Annotated in this window: 16 protein-coding genes; 14 read left to right on the top strand and 2 right to left on the bottom strand. The window is 46.1% G+C overall.

The window, feature by feature from the left end; genetic code table 11:
• Positions 1 to 171 precede the first annotated feature (171 nt).
• Complete coding sequence (locus THMIRH_RS11050; protein WP_243831451.1) at positions 172 to 975, bottom strand: ABC transporter permease; 804 nt, start codon at positions 973 to 975, stop codon at positions 172 to 174.
• A gap of 95 nt (positions 976 to 1,070) precedes the next feature.
• Between THMIRH_RS11050 and olsF the strand changes: the two genes are divergently transcribed.
• From olsF to THMIRH_RS11065, 3 genes are all read left to right on the top strand, one after another.
• Entirely contained in the window at positions 1,071 to 2,798 is a 1,728-nt protein-coding gene (gene olsF, locus THMIRH_RS11055; protein WP_173292143.1) for a bifunctional ornithine lipid synthase OlsF, read from the top strand.
• Positions 2,799 to 2,876: 78 nt separating this feature from the next.
• Complete coding sequence (locus THMIRH_RS11060; RefSeq protein WP_173292144.1) at positions 2,877 to 3,407, top strand: lipocalin family protein; 531 nt, start codon at positions 2,877 to 2,879, stop codon at positions 3,405 to 3,407.
• Positions 3,404 to 4,546: a DNA alkylation repair protein gene (locus tag THMIRH_RS11065; RefSeq protein WP_173292145.1), complete on the top strand. Its 1,143-nt coding sequence runs from the start codon at positions 3,404 to 3,406 to the stop codon at positions 4,544 to 4,546. The genes THMIRH_RS11060 and THMIRH_RS11065 overlap by 4 nt, the downstream gene beginning before the upstream one ends.
• An 84-nt stretch (positions 4,547 to 4,630) precedes the next feature.
• On the opposite strand, the gene THMIRH_RS11070 is transcribed toward THMIRH_RS11065, so the two are convergent.
• Positions 4,631 to 5,746, bottom strand: a complete 1,116-nt coding sequence (locus tag THMIRH_RS11070) for a pyridoxal-phosphate-dependent aminotransferase family protein (RefSeq protein WP_173292146.1) — start codon at positions 5,744 to 5,746, stop codon at positions 4,631 to 4,633.
• A gap of 100 nt (positions 5,747 to 5,846) precedes the next feature.
• Here THMIRH_RS11070 and THMIRH_RS11075 point away from each other — a divergent pair, with 100 nt between their 5' ends.
• From THMIRH_RS11075 to THMIRH_RS11125, 11 genes are all read left to right on the top strand, one after another.
• Positions 5,847 to 7,283 carry an FAD-linked oxidase C-terminal domain-containing protein gene (locus THMIRH_RS11075; RefSeq protein WP_173292147.1) on the top strand — a complete coding sequence of 479 codons (1,437 nt, stop codon included), beginning with the start codon at positions 5,847 to 5,849 and terminating at the stop codon, positions 7,281 to 7,283.
• Complete coding sequence (locus THMIRH_RS11080) at positions 7,283 to 8,239, top strand: FAD-binding protein (RefSeq protein ID WP_173292148.1); 957 nt, start codon at positions 7,283 to 7,285, stop codon at positions 8,237 to 8,239. The genes THMIRH_RS11075 and THMIRH_RS11080 overlap by 1 nt, the downstream gene beginning before the upstream one ends.
• 13 nt (positions 8,240 to 8,252) lie before the next feature.
• Positions 8,253 to 9,449, top strand: coding sequence for a glycolate oxidase subunit GlcF (gene glcF / locus THMIRH_RS11085; protein WP_173292149.1), 1,197 nt, complete (start codon positions 8,253 to 8,255; stop codon positions 9,447 to 9,449).
• A gap of 26 nt (positions 9,450 to 9,475) precedes the next feature.
• Entirely contained in the window at positions 9,476 to 11,152 is a 1,677-nt protein-coding gene (locus tag THMIRH_RS11090; RefSeq protein ID WP_173292150.1) for a formate--tetrahydrofolate ligase, read from the top strand.
• A 92-nt stretch (positions 11,153 to 11,244) separates the two neighbouring features.
• Positions 11,245 to 12,435 carry a formate-dependent phosphoribosylglycinamide formyltransferase gene (gene purT / locus THMIRH_RS11095; RefSeq protein ID WP_173292151.1) on the top strand — a complete coding sequence of 397 codons (1,191 nt, stop codon included), beginning with the start codon at positions 11,245 to 11,247 and terminating at the stop codon, positions 12,433 to 12,435.
• 244 nt (positions 12,436 to 12,679) lie between these two features.
• Complete coding sequence (locus THMIRH_RS11100; RefSeq protein ID WP_173292152.1) at positions 12,680 to 13,114, top strand: flagellar export chaperone FliS; 435 nt, start codon at positions 12,680 to 12,682, stop codon at positions 13,112 to 13,114.
• A gap of 131 nt (positions 13,115 to 13,245) precedes the next feature.
• Positions 13,246 to 13,830: a cytochrome b gene (locus tag THMIRH_RS11105; protein WP_173292153.1), complete on the top strand. Its 585-nt coding sequence runs from the start codon at positions 13,246 to 13,248 to the stop codon at positions 13,828 to 13,830.
• A 107-nt stretch (positions 13,831 to 13,937) separates the two neighbouring features.
• On the top strand, positions 13,938 to 14,801 hold the full coding sequence (gene rpoH, locus THMIRH_RS11110) for an RNA polymerase sigma factor RpoH (RefSeq protein WP_173292154.1): 864 nt from the start codon (positions 13,938 to 13,940) through the stop codon (positions 14,799 to 14,801).
• A 58-nt stretch (positions 14,802 to 14,859) separates the two neighbouring features.
• Positions 14,860 to 15,561, top strand: a complete 702-nt coding sequence (locus THMIRH_RS11115) for a YoaK family protein (protein WP_173292155.1) — start codon at positions 14,860 to 14,862, stop codon at positions 15,559 to 15,561.
• A 33-nt stretch (positions 15,562 to 15,594) separates the two neighbouring features.
• Positions 15,595 to 17,736 carry a 5-histidylcysteine sulfoxide synthase gene (gene ovoA, locus THMIRH_RS11120; RefSeq protein ID WP_173292156.1) on the top strand — a complete coding sequence of 714 codons (2,142 nt, stop codon included), beginning with the start codon at positions 15,595 to 15,597 and terminating at the stop codon, positions 17,734 to 17,736.
• Positions 17,736 to 18,926, top strand: a complete 1,191-nt coding sequence (locus THMIRH_RS11125) for a MalY/PatB family protein (protein ID WP_173292157.1) — start codon at positions 17,736 to 17,738, stop codon at positions 18,924 to 18,926. The genes ovoA and THMIRH_RS11125 overlap by 1 nt, the downstream gene beginning before the upstream one ends.
• Positions 18,927 to 19,002: the final 76 nt, after the last annotated feature.

Here is a 19,002-nt window from a genome sequence, read left to right on the forward strand (position 1 = left end):
TGACTAAAATTTTTATGGGGCGCAGGCTTTAGCCTGCCAGGGATTGCCAAAATATTCAGGAAGGCTAAAGCCTTCGCCCCTGCAAACACTTTTCTATGTCAAAACTGATGAAATACCCGCTAAAAATGACCAGGCCTGGTTGTTTTTAGGTTGATTTTCACCTGTTTTTCGTTATTTTTGCTTAACCAATTTATCCAATACCAAACGCTGTCTGTCGTCAAACAACCGCTTGCTGCCTAAGTGTAACGCAATCATCACGCCCGATGCGGTCGACAACACAATTAAAAGCATGACCATAATCTGATATTTGACCGCTTCCATCGGGTCTGCGCCCGCCAAAATTTGCCCAGTCATCATCCCCGGCAAGGAAACGATGCCCGCCGCCACCAAAATATTAATCACTGGGATCAAGGCGGTGTGCAAAGATTGTTCGCGGATAAACGCAATGGATTGTTTGGCGGTTTTGCCCAACGCCAATTGTGCTTCGATTTGCGGTTTAAGTTGTACCGCTTGTTTGGTCAGGGTATCTAAACCCAATCCAACCGCGGTCATGCTGTTGCCCAACACCATTCCTAATAATGGAATCGCATATTGCGGTTTGTACCAAGGTTCAGGCTGAATGACTAGGGTTAGCACCATGATGGTCACTACCAGAGCGGTCATAGACAAGGATAAGAGCCCCATTTTAAAACTGCCGTTGCTGGCAAACACATAGGTTTGACGCTTGCTGATTTCATAACCCGCAAAGCCCAACATCACCACACTGACCAGCGCAATCCAAATCCAATGGTCAGCATAAAACACCCAGCTGAGCCAAACGCCCATTAAGAGCAACTGGGCAATCATACGCACACTGGCAATCCACAATTGGCGGGTTTGCTGAAAACCATTGAGCATCAACACCAACCCCAGTAAAAATACCAAGCTGGCTAAAAAGGTGAGGTCTAGGTAAGAAATCGAAATCATTGTCATCATTTGGTTAACTTTTTGTCATTTGTAATTCAAAAATGTGTCACACCCCTTTCAAATCACCACGGCAAACTGTGCCGATTCTGACCAAGGAGCTGTGCATGAATATTGAACTGGCATTAAAAGAGAAATTCCCCAACTTTGAAAAAAAAGTCGGTGCCAAACTGGTGTTAAAAGTGCTCAAAGCGCTGCTGCACGAAAACGACATCAATCAATTCATTGAACACCACCAACATCTTAAAGGCTTTGCCTTTTTAGATAAAGTGCTCGAACACTTTAATTTTAGCTATCAGGTCAACAGCCGAGATTACCACAACATTCCCTCTGAAGGCCGCATCATCATTGTTGCCAATCACCCGATTGGGTCATTGGATGGGTTGGCTTTGTTAAAGCTGGTGCGCAGTATTCGCCCAGATGTGCGCATTGTAGCCAATGATTTACTGGCTACCATCAAACCGCTGGAGTCTTTGTTTTTAACAGTCGACAACCTGTCTGAAAAAGCCAATCATAAAGCGCTGTTTAAAGCCATGACATCCGCCCTCGAAGCCGAACAAGCCGTGATTATTTTCCCCTCGGGCGAAGTGTCGCGTATCCGTCCGAATGGCGTGCGTGATGGCGCGTGGAAAACCGGATTTTTAAAACTCGCTGCAAAAACCAAAGCGCCGGTTTTACCCATCTATATTGATGCGCGCAATTCTGCGTTGTTTTATAGCCTATCTGCCGTTTACAAACCGCTTGGCACGCTGATGCTAGTGCAAGAAATGTTTAACAAATCTCACCAAGAAATCGAGTTTCACATTGGTAAACCCTTTGCTTGGAAAACCATTGCCCAATCAGATGCGCAAGGCAAACAACTCGCCAATCAATTTCGCAAGCACCTCTATCGCTTAGACAAACCCAAAAAACTCAGCAAATACCCATTTTTACAAACCCTAGAAACCGTTGCCCATCCTGTGGATCGTAAAGCGCTCAAGAAGGATCTGCAAAAGGCTGAGCTTCTTGGGCAAACCTCAGACGGCAAAAAAATATTCTTATTTGATTACGAATCCGACTCAGCCGTGATGCAAGAAATAGGTCGGCTCAGAGAACTGACTTTTCGCACCGTGGAAGAAGGCACGGGCAAGCGCACCGACCTAGATGCCTATGACAGCTATTATCGCCATTTGGTTTTATGGGACGACTTGGATTTAGAAATCGTTGGCGCTTATCGTATTGGCGAATGCGCCCATATCATTGCCCAAAAAGGCAAAGCTGGACTTTACACCAGCACCTTATTTGACCTAAACCCAGAGATGGATGCCTATTTAGAGAGCGCCTTAGAACTAGGACGCAGTTTTGTGCAACCGCGTTATTGGGGCAAACGCAGCTTAGACTATTTGTGGTTTGGCATAGGCGCTTATCTGGTGCGCCACCCAGAAATCAAAACCATGTTTGGCCCAGTGAGCCTATCAAATGCCTACCCTGCTTTAGCCAAAGAACTCATCAGCAGTTTCTACCTGCAACAATTTGGCGATGACCGCCACCTAGCCACCGGCAAACGCCCCTTTAAACCCAGCAAGGCCACTTTGAGCATCAGCGAGGCGGAGTTTGCTGGTGACTACAAAGAAAGCTACAAAAAACTCAACACCCTGCTCGATTTAGAAGGTGTCAAAGTGCCAACCCTGTTCAAACAATACGCCGAACTCTGCGAAGACAAAGGCTGTCGTTTTATTGATTTTAGCATTGACCCAGACTTTGGCGACTGCATCGATGGCTTGATACTGGTCGATATTGCCAAAATTTTAGCCAAGAAAAAAGAACGCTATATGACGCCAATGAAAGCACAGTAAGATCAAGTATTTTCAGCAAGCCTATTTAAGTTACAATGCGTCCTCTTTATTCAAAATCACTGATTAAGGGTCGCATTTATGAAAGTTTTCTTTGCTCTTTTAGGTTTGTCTGCCATTTTACTAAGCGGTTGCACCGCGGTTCCCGATAAGGTCACGCCTGTGACGCCTTTTGAACTCTCGCGCTATTTGGGCACTTGGACAGAAATTGCGCGCTTAGATCACAGTTTTGAAAAAGACCTGATGCAAGTCACCGCCACCTATTCGATGCGCGAAGATGGCGGCGTTAAAGTGCTTAATCGTGGTGTCAATGTTAAAACCGGTGAAGCAAAAGAGGCCATAGGCAAAGCCTATTTTGTGGAAGATACGAATGTTGGGCGACTCAAGGTGTCGTTTTTTGGACCTTTCTATGGCGGTTATAACATTGCCAAGTTAGACGCTGATTATTCTATGGCACTGATTATTGGCCCTAATTTAGATTATGCGTGGATTTTAGCGCGCAACCCCAACCCCAGTGCGGAACTGTGCCAAGCCTATTTTGCTAAGGCGCGCGACATCGGTATTAATCAAGCAGACTGGATAGCTGTACAAGGTTGTGGAAAAACAGAATGAGCCAAGCCTTAAAAGACCTTTATTCACCTGCCCTGATTCAAAGTTTGGCAGATGAAATTCAAATTCACTATGCGCAATTTGATAAAAATGGCTTTAAAAATGCCATTTTGATGCCGCAAAACAACCAGCACCCTGAAGGGCATAAAACCTGGTCAAGTTTGAGCTTAAAACAGCGTGCCAGCCATATTACGCAGCAACTTAAAGCCTTTTTACCCGATGATTATGCGCAAGCCTTGCATTGCATCATTGAAGTGGCGCCCAAGTTTCAAGGCATGGAGTTTTATTTTTTCCCCGAATTTGTAGCGATGTTTGGCTTAGAAGAAGACTTTGAGTTGAATATGTTGGCGCTGGGATATTTAACCGAATTTTCGACCGCTGAGTTTGCGGTGCGCCCATTTATTGAGCAAGACCCCGCACGCATGCTGGCGCAAGCCATGTTGTGGACCAAATCAGAAAATGAACACCATCGTCGTTTAGCCTCAGAGGGATTTCGTCCGCGCTTGCCTTGGGCACATCAACTCAAACTGTTTAAAGAAAATCCTCGAATGCTGTTACCCGTATTAGAAATGCTCAAAACCGACGAGTCTTTGTATGTGCGCAAAAGTGTCGCCAACTGTTTGAATGACATCAGCAAAGACCACCCAGATTTGGTGAAAGACCTCACGCAAAAATGGCAACGCCTGCCTAAGCGTAAAAAAGACGCGTCAGTCAATCCAAATACGCAATGGATTTTAAAACATGCCAACCGCACCCTGTTAAAACGCAGTGACGATATGGCGTTGAAATTGTTCGGGTTTGATGAACATGAGCATTTAAAAATTCGGGCTTTTAAGGCAGAAAAACAAGTTGCCATTGGCGACTTTATTCACTTTGAATTTAGCCTAGGTAGCAAACAAGCTCTGGGCAAATTGCGGGTAGAGTTTGAAATTACCTTTGTGAAAGCGCGCGGCAAAACCAGCAGCAAACGGTTTTTCATCAGCGAATTAGAAGAAATCGGTCGCAAAAAATCTTTTCAGAAACGCTTTGAATTGGCGCAACGCACCACCCGAAAACTGTATCCAGGTCACCACAGCTTGAGTATTTTGGTGAATGGTCAAGTACTAAAAACCCATGCGTTTATCTTGACCGAAGCGCCCTAAGTCATCCATTGGGCATAAAAAAACCGCCCAAGCCAAAGGCAGGGGCGGTTCAAGGAGTAAACTTGTTGCTGTATTTAGCTCAGGTTACTTGCCTAAAACTTTTTTCAATGCAGAGGTACAGAATAAAACATTCTCTTCTTTCGCAGAGAAGCCCATCAAACCAATACGCCAAACTTTTCCAGCCAAAGCACCCAGTCCGGCACCGATTTCTAGGTTATAAGTGTTTAACAATTCCGCACGAACTGCCGCATCATCAACACCTTCTGGAATCCAAACTGAGTTCAATTGTGGCAAGCGAACCGCTTCATCCACCACAAACTTAATTCCCAACTCCGTCAATCCTGCTTTTAATTTCTCGTGCATGGCGGCGTGACGCGCCCAAGAATTCTCTAACCCTTCTTCTTTCAACATCACCAAAGATTCATGCAAAGCATATAACCCATTCACTGGCGCGGTGTGGTGATAAGTACGCTTAGCACCTTGTCCCCAATAACCCATGACTAGGTTTAAATCTAAGAACCAGCTTTGTACTTTAGTTTTACGGTTGCGCACTTTGTGTAAGGCACGCTCGTTGAAGCTGATTGGCGACAAACCAGGCGTACAAGACAGACATTTTTGCGTGCCAGAATAGATGGCATCAACGCCCCACTCATCCACACGCAACTCAACACCGGCTAAACCGGTTACCGAATCAACGATGGTTAAACAGTCGTGCTTGTGCGCAATTTCACACAGGGTTTTCACATCTGAGCAAGCGCCCGTTGAAGTTTCAGCGTGCACAAACGCCACAATCTTAGCATCTGGATTGGCTTGCAAAGCGGCTTCTACTTTTTCAGGCGAAACAGCCATGCCCCAGTCATCTTCAACCAATACTGCAACACCACCGCAACGCTCAACATTTTCTTTCATACGCATACCAAACACACCGTTGATACACACAATCACCTTGTCACCTGGCTCGACCAAATTCACAAAAGCGGTTTCCATACCCGCAGAACCGGGGGCTGAAACCGGCATGGTCATTTCGTTTTCGGTTTGGAAAGCGTATTTCAACAACTGCTTAACTTCATCCATCATGCGAACAAATTCTGGGTCTAAATGGCCAATGGTTGGGCGAGCCATTGCTGATAGAATACGAGGATGAACATCAGATGGACCAGGCCCCATGAGGGTACGCACAGGTGGATTGAATGACTGCATAAAATTTCCTTTTACTAAGTTTGCTATCCGTCAAGAATAACTTTTATATTTTTTTAAAAAAATGATTAAAAATTGATTTGCCTCAATTATAATAGTAAAAATGAACCTAATTCAAGAATTATCAAAAAGCTTTTCCAAGGAGAAGCTCATCATCGATGATGAACAAAAAGCGCCGTTTGAATGTGACGGCCTGTCTGCCTATCGAGAAACCCCTTTGGCGGTTGTACTGCCCACCACCCACGAAGAAATCAAAACCGCCCTTGCCATTTGTCGCAAACATAAGGCACCTGTCATCACGCGTGGCTCTGGCACAGGCTTAGCGGGTGGCGCTTTGCCGTTGCATAATGGCGTGGTTTTAGGGCTTTCAAAAATGAACCGCATTCTCAAAGTCGACCCCTTGGCACGCACCGCTGTCTTAGAACCCGGCGTGCGCAATGTGGTGGTCAGCCAAACGGTTGCGCCCTATGGTTTGTATTATGCGCCCGACCCTTCATCGCAAGTTGCCTGTTCGATTGGGGGCAATGTTGCCGAAAACTCAGGTGGCGTGCACTGCTTAAAATACGGACTGACTGTGCACAATGTATTGTCGATTACCATTATCAATATGGAAGGCGAAACCATTGTATTTGATGAAAAAGACGATGGCGTTGATCTATTGGCTTTGCTTAATGGCTCAGAAGGTCTATTGGGCATTATTGTCGAAATCAAAGTAAAACTTCTCCCCAAACCCGATACCGCACAACTGGTGATGGCTGGCTTTAAATCCATCAGTGCTTGCGCCGATGCGGTGACCAGCGTGTTAGAGCAAGGCATTATTCCGGCAGGCTTAGAGATGATGGATAAATTCTCGATTAAAGCCGCTGAAGAATATGCCAAGGTGGGCTATCCACTCGAAGCCGAAGCTTTATTATTGTGCGAAGTGGATGGCAGTTTTGATCAAGTGGCCGAGGACACTCAGCGCATTTCAGACATTTTAATTGGCAGTGGCGCCAGCTCCATTCAAGTTTCCAACTCAGAAGCAGAACGCATTGCGCTTTGGCAAGGCCGCAAAAATGCCTTCCCTGCGGTGGGGCGTTTTTCGCCTGACTATTACTGCATGGACGGCACCATTCCGCGTAAACGCTTGGCCTATGTGTTGCAAGAAATCCGCAAACTGTCTGACAAATATCAGCTAGAAGTCGCCAATGTATTTCATGCCGGTGACGGCAATTTGCACCCGTTGATTTTGTACGATGCAAATATTCCGGGTCAACTCCACGAAACCGAAAAATTTGGCGCCGAGATTCTTAAGTTGTGTTTAGAAGTGGGCGGCACCATCACCGGTGAGCATGGCGTGGGCATTGAAAAACTTGACTCTATGTGCCATCAATTTGCTGACCCAGAGTTGGAAATTTTTCATGCCATTAAACAGGTGTTTGATGAAACCGGCCTAATGAACCCCGGCAAAGCGATACCGACCCTGCACCGCTGTGCCGAAGTTGGTCAAATGCATGTCCACAATAATCAACTGCCCTTCCCGCACTTGGAGCGTTTTTAATGCACAACGCCTTCACCCAACAGCTCTCCGAACAGATCAAAACCGCTGTGTCTGAAAAGCGCATGCTGCAAGTGGCCGCCAGTCACAGCAAGGTGCCTTTAGCGCAAGATATTGAAGAGGTTTCGCTGAGTGATTATAGTGGCATTATTGAATATGAACCCTCAGAGTTAGTGGTCACCGTAAAAGCCGGCACCAAACTTTCCGACCTCAGTGCTGCACTGGCCGAACGCAAACAAATGCTGGGATTTGAACCACCAGAATATGGCGACTCCACCATTGGCGGCACTTATGCTTGTGCGCTGACCGGCCCTTCGCGCCCATTTCGTGGGGTATTGCGCGATTTTGTACTCGGCACCAAGTTAATTGATGGTCGTGGGCAGTTGCTGACCTTTGGCGGACAAATGATGAAAAATGTCGCCGGTTATGATGTGTCACGCATGCTGGCAGGCTCTAAAGGTTCTATGGCGGTGGTTACGCAACTCAGTTTAAAAGTGCTGCCACTGGTCGAAGAAATCACTTATCGTAAAGAAATGCCTGAACAAGACGCGATTATTTTGATGAACCAAATGGCGGGCACAACCTTGCCTTTATCCGGCTGTGCTTATTATCAAGGGCATTTTTATTATCGCGTTTTCGGCAAACACCCCAAACAAAACAACGAAGCGGTTGATAACCACATTTGGAAAATTCTCAATCCGTTTATGCCCAAACTAGAACCTCAGCAAAAATTATGGCGCGTCGATACCGAAGGCCCAGCAGATTCTATTCCTGGTACACTGGCGGTGGGTATGTGCGGTCAACGCCGTTGGGTTTTGAGTGATACGGCGCCTGCGCCCTACGCCACTTTATGGCAGCGTTATTTTGCGCCCCGCGACAATGTGCCACCGCCAGTGGCCAAGATCAAAGCTGGGCTCAAAAATGTTTTTGACCCCCATCACATTTTCAAAACCCTTTAACAGATACGACTTTATGCAAACCAACCTCCCCCAAGACTTGCTCGCAACCCCAAAAGGTCAAACTGCTGACAAGATTTTGCGTTCTTGTGTGCATTGCGGTTTTTGCTTGTCGGCCTGTCCAACCTACGGCATCTTGGGCGACGAACTCGACTCGCCGCGCGGGCGTATCTATTTAATTAAGCAAGCCTTAGAAGGCAATGCTGTTTCTGCCAATACCCTGAACCACTTGGATCGCTGCCTGACTTGTCGCTCCTGCGAAACCACCTGCCCGTCAGGCGTGGAATATAGCCATTTACTGGATATAGGTCGTGAAGTGGTCGAAGCCAAAGCCCCTCGCCCGCTCTATCAAAAACTGATGCGCTTTGGCTTGCGCAAAACACTCACCATGCCTTGGTTATTTAACAGCCTAGTGAAATTGGCACCTTGGGTCAAACATTCCAAAGCAGACTCAGAGCTCAAACAATTTGTACAAGCCGCACAATTGGCCAATCAAGCCAACCCTGAACAGCGCCAAGTCTTATTAATTGCCGGTTGCGTACAACCCGCTCTGGCACCCAACATTAATCTTGCCACCATTAAAGTGTTGCACCAGTTAGGCATAGGCGTGCTTGAAACACCCCAAAGCCAATGCTGTGGCTCAGTCAGCCACCACTTATCGGGCGGCACAGACACGCTCACCCAGGTCAAACGCAATATCGATGCTTGGATTGCCGAGCTCGACCGCGGTGTTGAAGCGATTATTTCCAACACCAGCGGTTGCGGCGTGATGATTAAAGATTATGGCCATCTGTTAAAAGACGATGCCGACTATGCAGCCAAAGCCAAGCGCATCAGCGCAGCCACGCTAGATATTTCGGAGTTCTTGCTTAAACAAGACTTGACCATATTTAAACGCACCACCGAAAATGCCATTGTTTTTCAATCGCCTTGTACCTTGCAACACGGTCAAAAACTACCAGGCCTGGTTGAAAAAACCTTAATAGACCTAGGTTTTAAACTCAATTTCGTGGCCGACAGCCACCTATGTTGTGGCTCGGCAGGTACCTACTCTATTTTTCAACCCGAACTCTCAAATAAACTGCGGGACAATAAGCTGAACGCGCTTTTAAAAGAAGCCCCAGCAACCATTGTCACCGCCAATATCGGCTGTTTAATGCACCTCCAAAAGGGGACGCAAACACCCGTCAAACATTGGATAGAACTGCTCTAGCCGTTCCATAACCTTAGGATTTAATCATGTCTGATATTGAAATCGCACAACGCGCCAAAATGCAACCCATCATCCAGCTGGCCGCTGAAAAATTTGGCATTCCCGCCCAAGACCTCGACCCTTACGGACACTACAAAGCCAAATTGTCTTTGGAATATGTCGATAGCTTGTCGCATCAAAATTCCATGGGCAAATTGATTTTAGTTACCGCCATTAGCCCCACGCCAGCGGGTGAAGGCAAAACCACCACCACCGTTGGCTTGGGTGATGCACTCAATCGCATTGGCAAAAAAGCCATGATTTGTTTACGCGAACCCTCTCTAGGCCCTTGCTTTGGCATGAAAGGCGGCGCGGCAGGCGGCGGTTACTCACAGGTCGTGCCAATGGAAGACATCAATTTACACTTTACCGGTGACTTTCACGCCATCGGCGTGGCGCACAATTTATTGTCGGCGATGATTGACAACCATATTAACCACGGCAATGCGCTCGACATCGATCCGCGCCGCATCAAATGGAAACGCGTGGTTGACATGAATGACCGCGCTTTGCGCCAAATCACCGTGGGTCAAGGCGGCCCAGCCAACGGCTATTTGAGAGAAGATGGATTTGATATCGTTGTGGCCTCTGAAGTCATGGCAATTTTATGCCTCGCCACCAACCGTGCAGACCTGAAAGAACGCTTAGGGCGCATAGTGATTGGTTACAAATCAGACCGTGTAACGCCTGTTTATGCCAGTGACCTAAAAGCACAGGGTGCCATGGCGGCCTTATTAAAAGATGCCATTAAACCGAACATTGTCCAAACCTTAGAGAACAATCTAGCCATCGTGCACGGCGGCCCTTTCGCCAATATCGCCCACGGCTGTAATTCGGTGACCGCCACCCAAACGGCTCTAAGACTGGCTGATTATGCTGTTACCGAAGCAGGGTTTGGTGCGGACCTTGGGGCTGAAAAATTCATTAACATTAAATGTCGTGCCGCTAAACTGTCGCCCTCTGCGGTGGTTTTAGTCGCCACCGTGCGTGCCTTAAAATTTCACGGCGGTGTTGCCAAAGACCACCTCAATCAAGAAAACTTGGATGCCTTAAAAGTGGGCTTTGCCAACCTAGAGCGCCATATTCATAATGTCACACAAAACTACAAACTGCCTTGCGTGGTGTGCTTAAACCACTTCACCCATGACACAGATGACGAAACGGCCATGGTGGTTGCCAAATGTGCTGAATTGGGTGTGAAGTGCGTTATTTCAAAACATTGGGCCAAAGGCGGAGAAGGGGCTGAAGAACTGGCTCACAGCGTTTTAGAATTGATTGCAGACGAAACGCCCAAGCTGGAATTTTTATACGACGACAAACTGCCGTTACGCGACAAAATCGAAACCATTGCCACCCGTTTATATGGCGCCTCTGGCATCGTCATGAGCGACAAAATCGAAGCAGAATTAAAAGAATTGCAAGCCAACTATGGCGAATTGCCAATTTGTATGGCTAAAACGCAAATGTCCTTTTCAACCAACCCTGCCACACGCGGCGCGCCCTCTGGGCACACAGTGGAAATCAGCGGTCTAAAACTTGAAAATGGCGCAGGCTTTATTGTTGCCATCGCTGGCAATATGATGACCATGCCAGGACTGCCCAAAGTGCCCACTGCCGAAAAAATCGACATAGACGACAATGGTGTGATTACTGGTTTATTTTAAACCCCTCACACTTTCCACCTAAATACGAGCGGGCATTTTTGGCCCGCTTTGTCTATAATGGAGGTCTCGTTTTCAATCATCAGGAACCTCTTATGTCGACCATCGGAACCCCATTTTCTGCAAGCGCAACCAAAATTTTACTGCTAGGCTCAGGCGAGCTCGGTAAAGAAGTTGCCATTGAAGCGCAACGCCTAGGGCTTGAAGTGATTGCTTGCGACCGTTATGAAAACGCGCCAGCCATGCAAGTGGCAGACCGCAGTTATACCCTTAGCATGTTAGATGGTGCCGCCTTGCGCAAGGTGATTGAAGCCGAAAAACCCGATTACATCATTCCAGAAATTGAAGCCATTGCGACTGACACCCTTGCCGAATTGGAAGCAGAGGGTTTTAACATTGTGCCCACTGCCAAAGCCACCCAACTCACCATGAACCGCGAAGGCATTCGTCGTTTAGCCGCTGAAACCCTTGGGCTACAAACCTCTCGTTTTGAATTTGCCGCCACCAAAGCTGACTTTGATGCCGCCATTGAACGCATTGGTATGCCCTGTGTGGTGAAACCCATTATGAGTTCGTCGGGTAAAGGGCAAAGCGTCATTAAAACCGCGGCAGATATTGACCAGGCCTGGGCTTATGCGCAAGAAGGCGGCCGCGCCGGACAAGGCAAGGTGATTATCGAGGGGTTTGTGGATTTTGATTATGAAATCACGCTGCTCACCATTCGTCATATTAATGGCATCAGTTTTTGCGCCCCGATTGGTCACCATCAAGAAGATGGCGATTATCGTCAATCTTGGCAACCGCATCCAATGACCGCAAAAGCGCTACAGTCTGCTGAGCATATGGCAAAACTGGTTGTTAATGAGTTGTGCGGTGAAAAGGGTCGTGGACTGTTTGGCGTTGAATTATTTGTGAAAGGTGATGAGGTCATTTTCAGTGAAGTGTCGCCGCGCCCCCACGACACGGGCATGGTTACCTTAATCTCGCAAGACTTGTCTGAATTTGCTCTACACTTACGCGCCATTTTAGGCTTGCCGATTCCCAATATCACCCAACACGGCAACTGTGCATCCAGTGTTATTTTGCCGACCGGCCATTCCACGCAAACTCAATTTGGCAATTTAGCAGACGCTTTGAATGAACCCGACACCCAAATTCGTTTATTTGGCAAACCAGAAATCGCTGGACGCCGTCGCATGGGCGTTGCCCTAGCCAGAGCAGAAACGGTGGAATTGGCTGTTGAAAAAGCCAATCGTGTTGCCGGTAAAGTGACAATTACTTTCTAGGCGACCTTTAAATTCATTTAAATTACCTGTCAAAAAAACCATCACTTTCTAAATTTAACGATTATTTTTAGAAAGTGATGTTTCAAAATAAAATTATAAAAACCATATTTTTCAAATAGTTAAACTAAAAACCCTTTCTTTTTACAATCCATTCATTTTCAACAATCATCATTTGGCACGCCTTTCGCTAATCGGTAAACAAGCTAAAAACTTTAATCCGTATTCTTTAAAAGAGGACATGATCATGACAATGAATCAAATTATCGCTGAGGAAATCAAAGCACCCATCCTACAAGATTACCGTCGTAATCCTGACATGGAAAACCACCTAGCCGACAACCCTAAAAAAACGGTTTTGCTATTATTGCAAGGCGTTGTTGACAAGGGTAACTTGGCAAAAGTTTGCCACCAGAGCCAAGCCCTGGTTGAAAAAGGCTTTCACCTAGGTCGCATGACCACTATTTTAGACGCCTTGCGTGACCGTTTATTATTTACGAAAGACACACCTTTAGCTTATGATTTAGAAGAACTTTATCGTTATGCCGATAAGTCTGTACAAGAAGCCGTATTTGAAAAAGATACTTTTTATCTAGACAGCGCCATCGAGATTTTGACGGAACTGCGCGACGCCTGGTTAGAGATGATGCACGAAACGGGTCAACTAGACGCAGACGCTTAAGTCAACAACCTCCATATCATGATTCTTTTGAAGAGGCACCCGCCTAAAAATGGGTGCCTTTTTCATTTGTGAAAACAACAACAAAGTGTAGAATAACTCACTTATTTAAATTTAGCGGTTCCAGGTGGTTCATGGCTTTAAAAAACTCTACAAATACTTTCGGTTTAGTTTCGCGCGCTAATCACTGGATTACGGCTTTTGCATTTATTCTTGCCATTATGGTGGGCATCTACGCGGAAAATTGGATGGAAAAAGGGCCTGAACGCTCAGAAATGTTTCAATTACATTTCAGCTTAGGGGTATCCATTTTTGCCTTAATGATGATTCGCTTGATTTGGCTAAAAATATCGCCCAACCCACAGCCCATTGGCGATAACCGCAAAGAAATTGTCTTGGCTCACATAGTAAAAGGTTTTTTATATTTAGCGATGCTGGTGCTACCGATTTCAGGCTATATCATGGTGTCTTTAAAAGGCATTGACATTAATGTGTTTGGCCAATTTGTACTGCCTAATCTTTTTGGTGAAGACAAAGAATCAACGCTAAAAGCCATTGCCAAATTTATACACGTAAATGGCGTTTATTTCATCATGGCAATCTTAGCCCTTCACATTGCGGGCGCACTTAAGCACCACATTATCTTAAAAGACAATACCCTTTTAAGAATGCTTGGTCGCTCACCCAGCGCCGCAAACGAAGAAACAAAATCATCGTAAATCATTAAGTTAAGATGACCACTTGAACGGCATCTTGACAAAAATGCTATAATGATTATATTAGTTAAATATTATATGCTTTATATCAATTTTAGAAGGAGCGTTACATGACCGAAAGACTCGTTCCCGTCGTTAATAACTTAACGCCTGGACAGAATTTAGAAAGTTATTTGCACACCATTCAAGCCTTACCGCTACTGACTTCAGATGAAGAGCGTGCGTTGGCTGAAAAAATTTATTACCAAGAAGACTTGGTAGCGGCTCGTCAGCTTATTTTGTCTTCGTTGCGTTTTGTGGTTCCGATTGCCCGAAGCTACAACGGCTATGGCTTGCCGCTTGCAGACCTCATTCAAGAAGGCAACATTGGTTTGATGAAAGCGGTTAAACGCTTTAATCCGGCAGAAAATGTTCGCTTAATGACCTTTGCCGTGCATTGGGTGCGTGCTGAAATTAATGAGTTTGTGATTAAAAACTGGCGCATAGTCAAAACCGCAACCACCAAAGCGCAACGCAAATTGTTTTTCAAACTTAAAAGCACCAAAAATGCTTTAGAGTGGTTTGGCGATAAAGATGCACAGCGCGTTGCAGATGAATTGGGTGTCACCAAAAAAGATGTGCTTGAAATGGAAATGCGTTTATACGGTCAAGACTTGTCGGTTGAATTAAACCAAGAAGACCAAGATGATGTCCCTAAACAACAAGCGCAATTCCCAGCTTTAATCAGCAAAGAACTTGACCCTGAAATGGCTTTAATTCAAGCCACTCAGGTGGATTATGAAACGCGTTTAATGCAAAAAGCCATGGCCGATTTGGATGACCGCAGCCGCGATATTATTAATTTGCGCTGGTTAACGGACGACAAAATTGGCTTGAAAGAACTGTCTGAAAAGTATGGGATTTCGATGGAACGCGTGCGCCAAATTGAACAACAAGCACTCAAAAAACTAAAATCGCATTTTATAGCAGCTTAACGCTAGCGCAAACCTAACCCCGCTTTCACAGCGGGGTTTTACTTTCAAGAGGCGATCAGTGCCCTATCCCACCAAAGAAATCGACTTTCCTAAAATGCCCGTTTTTGTTTTGGGCAGTTTAATGACCTTTATTGCCGGCTATATCAACAGCTCTATGCTCATAGAGTTCGCCATGCCGGTTAGCCAAATGACGGGCATCGCCTCTCGCATCAGTGATGCCAGCATCCATTTGGAATACAGTGATTTATTGAATGCTGGCATGATTTTATTGGGCTTTTTCATCGGCGCCATGCTGTCGGGTTGGATGATCGGACATCGTCAGTATCACCAAGATCGCTCTTATGGTTATGCCTTATTATGTGTCAGCTTATTACTAACCATTGCCACCTTGTTTAGTTATGTGCAATCAGAACTCTCAGTATTTTTAGCCGCCATGGCCTGTGGATTACAAAATGCCTTAGTTGCCAGTTACCGAGGGCTGCAAATTCGAACCACCCATATGACGGGCATAGTGACTGACCTAGCGGCGTTCACCGGCATATGGCTCAAAACGCATGCGCCTTGGACTTGGCAACCCTACTTGCTCATTTGCCTGTTAATCAGCTTTATTGTGGGCGGAATCATTGGCACGCTGATCTATCGCGAACTGCCCAACATCACCTTAATTTTCCCTGGCATCGTCATGGCTATACTCGGCATCCTTTATCTAAAACAGGTTTCAATAAACCTTAGCGCAAACTCGACACATAATATACAATAGTTATACAAGACCATTTAGTGACCTGGAGAGAAGATGATTCGCCGAGAAGATTTACCCGCAAAACCTGTCAATCTGAATCAAGGAACCGTAGCAGCCAAGCGTGCGGAAATAAAAGCCTACTTTAACCAGACCTATACCACTTACGAGAGTTTGTTTGAAACCCTCGCCAGTGATGCTGCCTTTTATGAGCGCCCCTGTTCATTACGTCATCCGCTGATATTTTATTTTGGTCACACCGCTACCTTCTTCACCAATAAGTTGATTTTGGCTAAACTTTTGCCCAAGCGTATCAACCCTAAAATTGAATCGACTTGCGCAATAGGCGTTGATGAAATGTCATGGGATGACCTGAATGACGCCCACTACGATTGGCCTAGCGTGACCGAAGTGCGCAACTATCGTAAAGCAGTGCAAGCTGCCGTTAACCAATTGATTGATACCGTTGAATTTAGCTTGCCGATTGATTGGCAAAGCCCTATGTGGCCAATTATGATGGGCATTGAACACGAGCGCATTCACCTTGAAACCTCCTCCGTGTTGATTCGCCAACTGCCCATCAGTTCTGTGAAATCCAGTCCTTTATATCCAGTTTGCCCACAAAACGGCACGGCACCCAGCAATCAATGCCTCAGCGTGCCGGCAGGCCTGGTTAAAATTGACCATCAAGACCCCGCTCAAAGCTACGGTTGGGACAATGAATATGGTCACCATCAAGCCGATGTTGCTGAATTTAAAGCCTCGCAATTTTTAGTAAGTAATCAAGAATATCTTGAGTTTGTGGAAGCCGGCGGCTATGACACTCCCGATTATTGGTCGGACGAAGGCAACCGTTGGCGTTTATTTTCGCCGGTCAAACATCCGACTTTTTGGGTTAAAAACAACCATACCCTAAAGGGCATAAAGGCCTGGTCATTGCGCTGCATGACCGAAGAAATTGCCATGCCGTGGGATTGGCCAGTTGAGGTGAACTTTTTAGAAGCAGAAGCCTTTTGTCGTTGGAAAGCCTTGCAAACCGGCTTGCCGATTCGTCTGCCCAGTGAAGACGAATATCTGCGCTTAGCTGATTTTACTCAAGCGCAAAAATCCATTGCTCAAGCCAATGTAAACTTGCAACACTTTGCCTCCTCCACCCCCGTTACCCAATTTAAAACGGGCGAGTTTTATGATGTGGTTGGTAATGTGTGGCAATGGACACAAACCCCCATTTATCCGTTTGATGGTTTTAAAGTGCATCCTTTGTATGACGATTTCACCACCCCGACCTTTGATAATAAACACAATATTTTCAAAGGTGGCAGTTGGATTTCCAGCGGCAATGAAATCAATGGCCATTCGCGTTATGCGTTTCGTCGTCACTTTTTTCAACACGCGGGATTTCGTTATGTGGAATCTGCAACCCCGGTGCAAACTGAATTTGCGGTTTATGAAACCGATGCTGATATTATCCAAGCCTGCGAAGCTCATTATGGCGAGAGCGTTTTAGGCATCGGTAATTTTCAACAAGCCTATGCGCACTTGGCACAACAGGCCATTCAAGCGGATGCAAATTTGGAGAGCAAATCCGATTTAAAGATATTGGAAGTGGGCTGTTCTGTCGGGCGTGCCGCGTTTGAATTGGCTAAAACTGGGGCATCCGTCACTGCATTGGATTTTTCAGCGCGCTTTATTCAAGTGGCAAACCAACTCCAAGAAACCGGAAGCGTGCATTACACCTTACCGTTAGAAGGCGAGATTGTCGATTTTAAAGAGCAAAGTTTAGCCGCTTTAGGGCTGGCAGAATGTGCACACCAGGTGCAGTTTTTACAACAGGACGCCGCTAACTTAAAAGACATATTTATTGGCTATGACCTAATTGTATCGGCCAATCATCTAGAAACCATGGCCAATCCGCAAGCGTTTTTGAAACAATGCCACGAGCGTTTAAATGCCGGCGGTTTATTGTTGATTGGCAGTACCTATCAATGGCCTGATAAACATCAAGCCAATTGGTTGGGCGGCTATAAAGATGCACATTCGGGTGAGAATGTCACCAGCCTAGAGGGTATCACCGAGTTGTTACAGGGGCATTTTGAATTGGTCAACGCCCCTTTGTCTTTGCCATTGATCAAGCGCCACAACCAACGCCACTTTGACTACGAATTGTCTGAGTTCACTCTGTGGAAAAAGAAAGCCTAATGCCAAGCCCTGCAGTCATTTTTGACTTTGATCGGGTTTGGGACAGAAGCGGCACCGACGCTGAAAAATATGATGCCCGCCAAGCGGTGTTTGGCACAACAGATGTCATTCCCCTGTGGGTGGCTGACATGGATTTTGCGACCCCTGACTTTATCATTGAGGCGCTCAAAAATCGTTTAGAGCATCCTCTCTTGGGATATACGCTGATGTCGGAGGCTTTATACCAAGCCGTCATCGACTGGCAGGCGCAACAGGATTATCACCTAGAGGCGTCACAGATTTGTTGGACCCATAATGTCGCCAATGGTTTTCACCTTGCGGTGCAAGCCTTCACCCAGGTGGGTGACGCCATTTTGGTTCAGCCTCCCATTTACCCGCCTTTTTTAAAAGCCCCTGAACTCAATGACCGCCGCTGCATAGAATCACCTTTGGTGTTAGAAAAGGGTCAATATCACATCGACTTTGCCGCCTTTGAAAGCCAAATTCAACGCCATCACATCAAACTATTTTTATTTAGCCATCCGCAAAATCCCTCGGGGCGAGTTTGGCAACCAGATGAATTGCTTAAATTAGGGCAGATTTGTATCAAACATCAAGTCATTATCGTGTCTGATGAAATTCACTCAGACCTAGTTTATCCACCCTTTAAACATGTCCCGTTGGCCAGTTTATCGCCAGACATCGCCCAAAACACCGTCACGCTCAGCTCGCCCGGCAAAACCTTTAACCTAGGCGGCTTGCAAATTGGCTATGCCATCATCGCTAACCCGGTTTTAAAAAAAGCGTTTGAGCGCGTGAGTCAACGCCTAAAAATCCAAGACCTCAATGTCATGGGCGCCGTGGCCTTACAAGCTGCCTATTCTGACTTAGGCCGCGAGTACAAAAAGCAACTGGTGACCTATTTGAATAACAATATTCAAACGGTGCTCGATTTTTTTGCTGAACAGGCTCCGCAAGTCAAAGTGATGCGTCCGCAGGCTACTTATTTAATCTGGATCGACTTTTCTGCGCTCTTTAATGCCCAAGAAGACCTCCAGGCCTGGTTAATTTTTAAGGCCAAATTGGGTTTAGGCAGTGGCATCAACTTTGGCGAGGCAGGCAGAGGATTTATGCGTATGAATATTGCGCTACCAAAAAGTCAATTACAACAAGCACTTAGTCAATTAAAGTCCGCCCTGCACACTCTTTAAAACACCCTCAAAAATTAATGTTTGAAAATTTCAAAAATTCGCTAAAATCTGAGGCTACGAGTCATCCCGAAGATGG

Source organism: Thiosulfativibrio zosterae (genome assembly GCF_011398155.1).
GTDB lineage: Bacteria > Pseudomonadota > Gammaproteobacteria > Thiomicrospirales > Thiomicrospiraceae > Thiosulfativibrio > Thiosulfativibrio zosterae.